The organism is Streptomyces sp. NPDC111744 (genome assembly GCF_055634995.1).
In genome coordinates, this window is record NZ_JBVKCG010000043.1 from 22,776 (window position 1) to 32,773 (window position 9,998).

Genomic DNA, 9,998 nt, shown 5'->3' on the forward strand with positions numbered 1-9,998 from the left:
CCCGCCGGCGGCGGCGCGTCAGCGCTCGAGGGACCGCGCGTCGCCCATGACGATCACGGGATGCAGGGCGGGGTCGAGCGTCCGCAGCAGCTGTCTCATGTCCGCCTTCTTCAGAGTGACACAGTCGTGTGTGGGGCCACCGTGGTCGACGTGCAGCCACATGCTGCCGCCCTTGGCGTCTCCCTGCGGACGCACTCCGTCCAGGGGCGAGGTGCCGGTGCGACGGTTGTAGTCGATGTCGACCACGTAGTCGAACGTGCCGCTCAGCGGTTCACCGGCGAAACCCGTCCCCGTGATGCTGAAGGCCGGTGACTGGTGGTACGGCAGTTCGGTGCCGGGGTCGGGGAACCGCCCGCCCGCGTCGGTGAGGGTGAACACGCCGATGGGGGAGTGGAGGTCTCCCTCGTGGTGATCATACGTCCAGCCCCTCAGGGCGTTGTGGGCGGCCCAGGTGGCCCCTGCCGTCCAGCCCGCGTCGGTCCGCCGGTAGAGGACGACCCGCGAGTCGGATGAGTGGCGGCTGCGCCCGGTGACCAGCACCACCTGACGGGCGTTGCGGGGGACGTCGGCCAGAGTACGGGGACCGAGCCCGGGCAGGTGCGCGAACACCGGTGCCGTCGGCGTCGCACCGGCCTCGAAGGTACGCGCCGGTGCGCCCTGTGTGACCTCGGACGCTCCGGGCGACGTGCCGGGCGAGGTGCTGGACGACGCGCTGGGGGCTGCGCTGTTCGCCCCGGGGGCGGCGCCGGCCGTCCCGATGCCCGGTGCCGCGCAGCCGGCCAGCAGGACGGACAGGCTCAGGGCGGCCACCGGCATGGGCAGGCGCCGGGAACCGGACAGGGCGAAGGCGCCCGCCCGGTGCCCGCCGTGCGGAGTATGAGCCGGCAGTGAGCGGGACAGGCGGGGCAGGGGGGGCTCATGAGTCCTCGACTTCGGTGGGACGACGGGTAGCTGGTGGCGGGTGCCTGCGCCGGCGGACCGGTGGGGCGACGAGCGGGCCTGGCCCGCCACGGGATCGGGGCGGTTCTGGCGCAGGGGCCGGCCACCACGGGGCGGACGGCACGGTCCAGCCGCCGGGACCGCCCGGGGGCCGTCCGGCGGGTGCGACCGCCGCCCTGTTCGTCCGGGCACGAGCGAGCCGCGCCTCGACGGTCGCCGGGGGGAGCGCGTCGCGCCACGGCGGTCGCTGAGCGGGGCGGCGTCGTTCACCGCTGCCGTTCGGGCCCCGCCCGGGTGCGTCCGGCTTGTCCGGTTCCCCCGTCGGAGCCGCAGGGCGCACCGCCCTTGGCCCGCGGCCGCCGATCCCTTCGGCCCCGGCGAAGCCCACACAGCCGCAGAACGCGGCCCCTTACGGGCGGCGTCCTGACGGAACATCCGCCGCCGTCCCCTCGCTTCCCGCGTCCGTGCGCGAGCCGCGTGCCGTTGGCGGATCAGCCCCGCTTGGCGTCCTTGGGCGCCGAAGTTGTCGGCCGGATGGCACAGGCCGCCCGGGGTGAGATACGTGTCGAGCAGGTCGACGTAGCGCACCAGTACCGAGTTCACGAGCGCGGCATGGTCCGCGCTGCTGCGGCCGCCCCCGATGAGCGTGGCCTGGCCGTCACCGGCCGGCGGCGTGACCTGATCCCGGATCGTGGCGATCATGCCGCCGTCCAGGGCCGCGATCGCGCAGCCGAGGGTGTCGAGCACGTTGCGCTTGAGCGTGCGGCGTGCGCTGTTCGAAGGCCCGAACGGCCTGCACCAGCTCTTCGGCCAGAAGGTGGACATGAACCTGGGCGATCCGTCACTGGACGCCGTCGAGCAGACGTACCTGAAGAAGTACTGCTCGCTCATCCACGGCCAGCCGGTGATCGAGACGGTGCTGCACCTGGCCCGGGAGCACGGCTTCGAGCACCAGGATGTCGACGGAGTGCACCTGGAGGTCTTCCAGGCCGCCTACGACATCGCCGGCGGCGGCACGTTCGGGCCGAAGGCCGATCCGCGCACCAAGGAACAGGCGGACTACAACCTGAAGTACCTCACCGCGGCGGCCCTGATCGACGGCCAGGTGGGGCCGCGTCAGCTCGCCGAGGAGCGCATCCGCGCGCAGGACGTGCAGGACCTGTTGCGGCGGGTCGAGGTCCGCGCCGACGACGTGCTGACCGCCGGTTATCCTGACACGACGCCCGTCCGGGTGCACGTCGAGCTGCGTGACGGCACTCGGCTCTCGCGCGAACAGACGGACTTCGAAGGCGCCCGGACACGCCCCCTTTCGTGGCAGCGGGTGGTCGAGAAGTTCCACTGGCTCAGCGAACCCTATGCGGACGCGGCTCTGCGGGAGGACATCGTCGGCGCCGTCGAGGAGCTCGACGCACACCCGGTGGCCGACCTGACGGGGCTGCTGGCCCGGGTGAGTCCCACGCCGGTGCGCGCCCGCACCCGCCGGTTCGTGTGAAGCGGGCCCCCGCCCTCGTGGGCACGGGCCCGGTGCTGAAGGCCCGTCACACCGACGGCCTGTTGACAAGAAGAGGACGATGAACCACAAGATCACGTTCACCGGGATCGCCCATGTCGCGATCGTGGTACGCGAGATGGCTGCCAGCACCGACTGGTACCGCCGGGTGCTCGGGTTCGAGCCGGTGGGCGAGGTGCGGCCCGGACCGGCCGAGGCGGGGCACCCCCGGCAGATCATGCACCATGCCGGCAGCGGTCTCGTGCTGGCCGTGCATGAGCCGCTGCGGCGCAGTGACGACATGTTCGACCCGTCCCGCACCGGGCTCGACCACTTCTCCCTCACCGTGGCGGACCGGGCGGCCCTGGACGACTGGACCCGGCACCTGGACGACCTGGAAGTGCCCCGTTCCCCGGTGCGGGACGCGGAGTTCGTCACCGTCGCCGACCCGGACGGCATCGCCTGGGAGCTGTGGGCGGTCAAACCCGGCCACTGATCGGGCGGGTAGCGGCCGTGCGGCCGGTGAGCCGCCGCCTCGCCGGGCCACCGGAGGGGGGTGCTCCCGTGGAAGCCCACGGGAGCACCCCGGCCCGCCGCCGGCCACCCGGCGACCCCGAGCCGCACCGGGTGCCGTGCCCGCCTGGTGAACGGTGCGCCGCCGGGAGTGGTCCGCGGTCAGCGGCTCACGAGGGCTCGCCGGCGCCCCAGTGGACGGCGGCCGCCCGTTCCAGCAGAGCGGGATCGGCCAGCGTCAGCGGATGGGCCAGTGCGAACGCCACCGCCTTGAAAGCCTCGTTCACGGTCTCGTCCACGAGGGCGGCCTGTGCGAGCCGCTGCATGGCCGCTCGCTGCTCCCGCACCTCCGGCGGCACCTCGACGCCGTCGACCGCCTCCTGTCGGGCCTGGTCCGCGCCGGCGGAGAAGCTCCACAGTGCGTCCACGACCATCGCCTGCGACGCGAAGAACGCGTCCGCGGGCGCGTCGAGGTCCGGGTCGTGGTCCAGGTAGTCGGACAGGCAGGCCGCCTGGAGGGCGGCCGAGGTCATTCCCTGCCCGTACGTGGCGTTCATCGACGCCACGGCGTCGCCGATGCTCACCAGGCGGCGGGGGAAGCGGGACAGGCCGGTGTAGTGGCGGCGTCTGCTGTCCGCCTGGTGGAACTGCACCGGTTCGCGGGTGACCGCGCTCATGGCCACCTCGCCGAAGGGCGCGGGCAGTTTCTCGCACAGCGCCCGGAACTCCCCGACGGTCTTCGGGGGCCTGCCGTCCGCGTAGCAGGTGATGCCGACGAGCCACTGGTCGTTCTCGACCGGCTGGGCCAGGGCCAGCGCCAGTCCGTCGGGGCCGGGGGGCAGCGTGTGCTGTACGGCGACGTGTTCGGGGTCGTTCAGGTACGGGCCGGTGCGCTCGAACAGAGCGGTCGAGTACTGCACTCCGGTCCGCATGCGTTCAAGGCGGGGCCGCTCGTACCCGGCCCGCTCCAGCCAGTCCGACAGGTTGCTGGCGCGGCCCATCGCGTCCACGACGAGGTCGGCGGCCACCGTGCCCGCGCCGCCTTCCGCGGTGTACCGCACCCCGCTCACCCGGTCGTCCCGGTAGTCCAGCCCGGTCGCCTGCGCGGTCAGCGTCTCGACGTTGGGCAGAGCGAGGACACGGCCGCGCAGGAGGGATTCCAGCAGGGGCCGGCTGCACACGAGGAAGTGGGTGTCGCCGCTCTGGAGCTGCTTCCTGCCGTCGACGTACGTGACGATCCGGTCGGGTCCGACGTATGCGGCGCCCAGACTCCGCGTCTCCTCGGTCAGGCCGGGGAACCACCGCTCCATCAGCGCCAGGCCACCGGGACCCATGCCGTGCACCTGGCGCCCCTGGGGCACGCCCGCCCGGGGCTCGGCGCCGAGGTTCATCTCGTCACGCTCTACGATGACCACGGTGCGGGCGTGGTCGGCCAGGACCCGCGCGGCGAGCAGGCCGGCGATGCTGCCACCGAGCACGCACACCGTCCCGAAACGGATCGCCGGGTGCTCGGGCGGCCGGACCTGCGTGATCTTCTCGAACTCCGTGATGAGGGACAAATCCACCTTCACTCCCATGCGATGTCATGCCGTTGGTCGGGGCGCCGTGTCAGGGAGGCAGTGGCTTTCCCCCGGACCTTCGCTCACCGTGTCCCGCCCCATCCAAATGCTTGTGCAATCAAGTATAAAGGGTGAGAGCTGTGGCGTGTCGCCGCCGACCGGCGCGTTCAGTCGAGCCAGCCGCGCCGCGCGGCCTCGGCCGCGGCCTGGAAGCGGGTGACGGCGCCCAGTTCGGCCATCAGACGGTGGATGCGGCGTTGGGTGGTGCGCTGGCTCCAGCCCTGTGCGCCGGCGACGGCCGCGTCGGAGCAGCCGGAGGCGAGCAGCCTGAGGAGCTCCACGGTCCCGGCGTCGGGAACACCGGCCTGTTCGGCTCGCGGCGCGGCGTCGCGCACCGGCGCTGCGCGTTCCCACGTGGCTTCGAACAGGGCCTCCAGCGCGGTCAGCATTGGCGAGCGGTGGACGAGGTAGGCGGCCGAGTGACCGCCGGGCGCCAGGCTGAAGGGGATGATCGCCCACCGGTCGTCGGCGATGACCAGTTTCAGCGGCAACTCAGCGAGCACCCTGGCCTGTTCGCCGATGCGTATGCTCGGCAGGATGTCGTCCCGCAGGCGTCCCGGCCACGCCACCGCCGCCCGGTCGTAGATCACGCGGTGGGTCACGCCGGTGCGCTGCCGCTGCCGTTGCTCTTCCAGGTTGCTGCCGGGGCGGTCGACATAGGGAGGCCGGTCGAAGGCACGGATGCGGTGCCGGGCGTTCTCGGTCAGCCGGCGGACGGCCGAACTGATGTCCTCGTGTCCGGTCAGCAGCTCCACGGCGATGTCCGGATCGTTGATCCGGTGGGCCTCCCGGTGCTTCTCGGCGAGCTGCCGCACCAGCGAGCGGGCGTCGTCGAGCCGGCGCTCGCTCGCCCGGATCAGCGCGGTGAGCGCCACGTCGGGCGCGGCCGCGCTGAAACTCGGCGGACGGCCCGCGGCCCTGGTCGCGAGACCGCCGCGCACCAGAGCCGACAGCAACCGGCCGGCGGTACCGGCACTGATCCCGCAGACGGCGGCCACCTGTGACGCGGTGCTCCGGGGCAGCTCGACCAGGGCGGTGTACACGCGTTGTGTTTCGTCGTCGAGTCCTACGACGTCAAGTTTCATTTGCACTCCGGTGGTTCCTGGCCACCACCCGCCAACTGGCGGAAACCGGCCACAGCCGCATTATTGCGCCGCGCTCGATTCCGTTGGCATCGTCCCTCAGGCAAGGGGGCGTCGTCCTGTGCCGAGGCGCGGACGCACGTCCCCGTTTCGTATGCGCAAGCGGTAGTCCAGCGGAAGGTGCCCCATGCCCAAAGCTCCGCCATCGGCCCTCAGGAGCGTCTGCGCCTGTGCCGTGCTGGTCCTCACGATCGGGGGCGCCGCGACGGCACCTCCCGCCTACGCGGCGCGGGCGGCCGCGCCCGGGCACGGTGCCACGTCATCCACCACGGCACCGGCCGCACGCGGACTCATGGCCACGGCTTCCGCCACGCCGTCACGGCCCCATCCCGGCACCGAGCGGCACGGCGTCGTCCCGGGACAGGTCCTCGTCACCCTGGACCGGCACACATCGGTCACCGGCACGCTGCTGCACGGCACCCGGCTCGCCGCCCGCACCCCGCGCACGAGTAGCGCGGCGCTCAACGACAGGTTCCGGGCGCTCGCCGCCAGATCACTGCACCCGCTGGTGCCGGGGTCCGGTTCCCGGCTGGCGCACACCTACGTCCTCACGACCGGCCGCCGCGACTCGGCCGCCGCCGCCCGAGCCCTGCTTGGCACGCCGGGAATCGCCGCCGCCGAACCCGTTCGGTACGTCAACACCATGAACACCGGGGCGCGGCCCCTGCCGGCGACGGCGACGCGCGCCTTTCCCGCCGGGTCCGGTCACGGTTCCACGGACACGGGCCGGGCGACGCGGACCCCGGCCCGGCACGCCGCACCCCCGGCCGACGGCGTACCGGCCAATGACACCCTGACGACGTCGGCACAGGCCTTCCTCAACGCCGGCGGCGTGGACGCCGTCGGCGCGTTCGCACTGCTCCAACGGCGCTACGGACAGCAGCCCGGTACGGGCGAGACCATAACGAACGTGTCGATCGGCGACCTCACCGACCAGTCGATGGCCGACGCGGGCGACACGTATGTTCGCGACCACGGCCCGACCACCGTGGTGAGGAACGGTCAGCGCTATCTCGACCTGCCCTCGATGCCGCTCATCCCCGCGTACGTGGCGAAGGACTCCGGCGGCCTGGACGGCGCCGCCTCCACCGAGAACCAGGACCCGTCGCTCGACGAGGTCATGCTGGACTTCGGCGTGATGGCCCCGCTGGCCCACGACCGGCAGCGTCCCGAGGCGACCGGCAGCGGCTACACCGACCTGCTGGGCGTCGCGCCGGGCGCCGACTACCGTTTGGTGGTCCCCGAGCAACCGACCACCGACCGGATCGCGACCGCCCTGCTCGCCGCCGCCCACCAGTCGCCCAAGCCCGACGTGATCACCGCCAGCCTGGGCTTCGGCACCGATGCCGAAGGCTTCCCCGGCCGCTACCTGGAGGACGATCCGGTGATCCGGTCGGTCGTCACCTCCCTCGTGCACGACGACGGCATCGTGGTGTCCATCTCCTCCAACGACGGCACGCGGCTGTTCACCACCGCCTCGGTCGGCCCCGACGGCGGCAGCACCCCCACCGACCTCGCGTCCGACGACCGCTTCGCCAGCGCCATCGACGACGACGCGGAATCCACCACGCCCTCGAAGGTGCCCGACAGCGGAGCGATAGCGGCCGGCGGAACCACCCTGGACGACACCCTGTCGGCAGGACCCGGAGGCGACGCCACCACCGCCGAAACCCGGATCAGCGGCTTCGGAACCTTCTCCTCGGGCTTCGGCGGCCGGGTCGACCTGTCGGCGCCCAGTGACAACATTATCGCTCTGTCACATGCGCACGGAGGCACGCCGCAGGACGTCGACGTGTCCCTCAACGGCGGCACGTCCGCGTCCGCTCCCGAGATCGCCGCCGCAGCGGCCGTCGTCCTGCAAGCGGGCCGGCTGGGCGGCCACCATCTGACGCCCCTTCAGGTCCGCGACCTCCTGGAGGGCACGGGCCGCGCGGTCCCCGCTCCGCCGCAGATCGACCGCACGCTGCACGTCGGCCCTCAGATCGACGTGACGGCCGCCGCCGAGCGGGCACTGGGCGCGGCCTCGCCGTCCCCGTCGTTGACACGCCTGTCCGTCGCCCACCGTGTCACCCTCGGCGACCTCGGCGGCGACTTCCTGGAGACGACGGACCCGAGCCGCATCGACCTCGGCGACCGGGCCTCCGGCGGCACCGGCGCCGGCCTGACCGGACCGGTCACCTTCGCGGGCGACGTCACCGGCCTGACCGGACCCGCCCGGTACACCCTGACCGTCGGGACAACGGTGTTCCGCTCCACCGGCCCCGCGATCCGCGTCACACCCGCGCAGCTCCTGGCCGCCGCCGGCCTGCCCCTCACCTCCGCCACGGACCGGCAGGTCACCGTGACCTACCGGGTCCTGGCCGGCGGCCGTACCCGCGCCGAAACCACGCGCATCCTCACCATCGGCCCGAGCGACGGCAGCTACGAGGAGGCCGCAGCGCCCCGGGCCCCCGCGACGGTCGACGCCGGCCATGCGGTCACCGTCGCCTACGACCTCACCGGCGTCGCCCGCACGGCGAACCCGCAGCTCGTTGTCTCGACCGTCGGCCACTGGAACCCGGACCTCGCGCCGCTGTTCACCGCCGGCTGGCACCAGGCGCTGACCGCGGCCAGGGGAACCGTCACCGTCCCCGCCGACGCCTTCGCGAGCGGTGGCGGCATCTACGGCATCGGCATCGCACAGGCGGGCTTCGGCGGCAACCCGCTCAAGGTCGTCTACGGCGACTTCGCCCCGATCCGGGTGGCCGGCGGCACCCCGGCGGACCGACCGGCGGCGCCGCTCCTCACCGGAGCCGACGGTACCAGCGGCCACAGCGCCGAAGTCTCCCGCGCCGCGGGCGGATTCACCCTCCGCTACGACGTGACACCGGTGCCCCGAGCGCGGGCCGCGGCGGTCGAGTTCAGCGCGCCGGCTCCGGCCCTGCTCGGCCAGCTCGACACCTTCACCAACGCCAACGGCACCTCCTTCGACCACGACGGCGTCGACGCACCCTCGGTGCTGCACCGCACGCTGCCGGCCACCTCGGGATCCGTGCGGCTGGAGGCGGCGGCGCTCGGCCTGGGCAGCTCGGACACCTATGACGTCCGGGTGGTGGCCCTCGACGGCGACGGCCGGATCACGGGCCAGGCGTCCCCCGTCTCCACCCTAACCTTCGACGACGGACTCGCTCCCGGCGGAGCCGCGGTGACGAGCTTCGCCGCGGCCGGTGACCGATCCGTCGCGGCGCTGGCCACCACCTCGGGCGGGACAGAGGTCCGCCACTACTCGACGGCGACGGGGCGCTATGGCGACGTCATCACCTCGGACCCCGCCTCCGGCTCCTCCTACGAGGTCGTGGGCGCCACCGCGGACCGCGTCCTGCTGGTCCACCGCCACGCGACCGGCGACGACGTGCGGCTGGAAACCTGGAACACCGTGACGGACTCGCTGACCGGCGCTAAGGTGCTGTCCGCCGCCACCTACTCCTACGTCACCGGCCGGGTGGACGCCGTCCACCACGAGGGCGCCCTGCTGCTGCACGGCACCGGCAAGGCCGACCTGGTGCTGCCCGTCGACCTCGACACGGGCACGGCGAGCGACCCCGTTCCCGCCGACACCGGAGCAGTGGTCGCCGGTGGTCGCCGGTTCCTACAACCTGCTCACCATCGACTCCTCCACCGGCCACGTCTTCCTGGCCAAGGGCACCTCGACGCCGTTCATCTGCGGGTACACGCCGGCCGAGGTCGACCTCACCGCCCGCACGGTGACCACACTCGGCGCCGTGGCCTGTGCCCACGCCGTCGCCTCGGACTCGGCCGGGTCACTGTTCAACGTCTCGGCCGTCTCGGGAAGCGCCAGCAGGATCCCCACGGGCGTGCTCACGCCGCTCGACGAGACCACGGGTGCGGCCGGCGACCCCGTCACCCTGCGCCTGGGCACCCCGTCCGCCCTCGCGGTCGACGGCGTCCACAGGATCGCCGTCCTCTCCTACAGTTCCCCGGAGGGCACGCCGTACCTCGGTTTCGGGATGTGGGTGCCCGACAACAACGCCACCGGGCAACTCGCCGTCGTGGACCTCACGACCGGGAAGGTGATCCGGACGCTGAGCGGATTCACCACCGGCGGCCACAGCGGGGCGCAGAACGCGCTGCAGCTCGACCCCCGCACCCGCACCGGCTGCACGTTCGCCTGGGGGGACCGGCAGATCCAGCGGTTCAGCTACTAGAAGGTTGCTGAAGATCTTGTCGTGGGCTGTCCGGCCGTAGGCCGGGCGGCCCTCTTTCGTTATGCGGTGGCCGGGGCGAGGTGCCAGGTGT

Annotated in this window: 6 protein-coding genes and 1 pseudogene; 3 read left to right on the forward strand and 4 right to left on the reverse strand. The window is 72.9% G+C overall.

Annotated features, from left to right (window positions below):
• Positions 1-18: 18 nt before the first annotated feature.
• Complete coding sequence (locus tag ACZ7OO_RS42260; protein ID WP_471512720.1) at positions 19-816, reverse strand: hypothetical protein; 798 nt, start codon at positions 814-816, stop codon at positions 19-21.
• Between the two features lie 696 nt (positions 817-1,512).
• Positions 1,513-1,764 (reverse strand): annotated as a pseudogene (locus tag ACZ7OO_RS42265) (MmgE/PrpD family protein); the annotation flags it as partial.
• On the opposite strand from ACZ7OO_RS42265, the gene ACZ7OO_RS42270 reads away from it, so the two are divergent.
• Together ACZ7OO_RS42270 and ACZ7OO_RS42275 are read left to right on the forward strand one after the other, a co-directional pair.
• The gene (locus tag ACZ7OO_RS42270; RefSeq protein WP_471512721.1) at positions 1,700-2,431 is read left to right on the forward strand and encodes an MmgE/PrpD family protein; all 732 of its coding nucleotides are present in this window, start codon (positions 1,700-1,702) and stop codon (positions 2,429-2,431) included. The pseudogene ACZ7OO_RS42265 and the gene ACZ7OO_RS42270 sit on opposite strands and share 65 nt — an antisense overlap.
• A gap of 79 nt (positions 2,432-2,510) precedes the next feature.
• Positions 2,511-2,924 carry a VOC family protein gene (locus ACZ7OO_RS42275; RefSeq protein ID WP_471512715.1) on the forward strand — a complete coding sequence of 138 codons (414 nt, stop codon included), beginning with the start codon at positions 2,511-2,513 and terminating at the stop codon, positions 2,922-2,924.
• A gap of 187 nt (positions 2,925-3,111) precedes the next feature.
• Here the strand turns inward: ACZ7OO_RS42275 and ACZ7OO_RS42280 are convergent, their stop codons facing one another.
• Together ACZ7OO_RS42280 and ACZ7OO_RS42285 are read right to left on the reverse strand one after the other, a co-directional pair.
• Entirely contained in the window at positions 3,112-4,506 is a 1,395-nt protein-coding gene (locus tag ACZ7OO_RS42280) for an NAD(P)/FAD-dependent oxidoreductase (protein ID WP_471512716.1), read from the reverse strand.
• Between the two features lie 161 nt (positions 4,507-4,667).
• Positions 4,668-5,645 carry a helix-turn-helix domain-containing protein gene (locus ACZ7OO_RS42285; RefSeq protein WP_471512717.1) on the reverse strand — a complete coding sequence of 326 codons (978 nt, stop codon included), beginning with the start codon at positions 5,643-5,645 and terminating at the stop codon, positions 4,668-4,670.
• 184 nt (positions 5,646-5,829) lie between these two features.
• Between ACZ7OO_RS42285 and ACZ7OO_RS42290 the strand changes: the two genes are divergently transcribed.
• Entirely contained in the window at positions 5,830-9,918 is a 4,089-nt protein-coding gene (locus ACZ7OO_RS42290; protein ID WP_471512718.1) for a S8 family serine peptidase, read from the forward strand.
• The last annotated feature ends 80 nt before the right edge of the window (positions 9,919-9,998 follow it).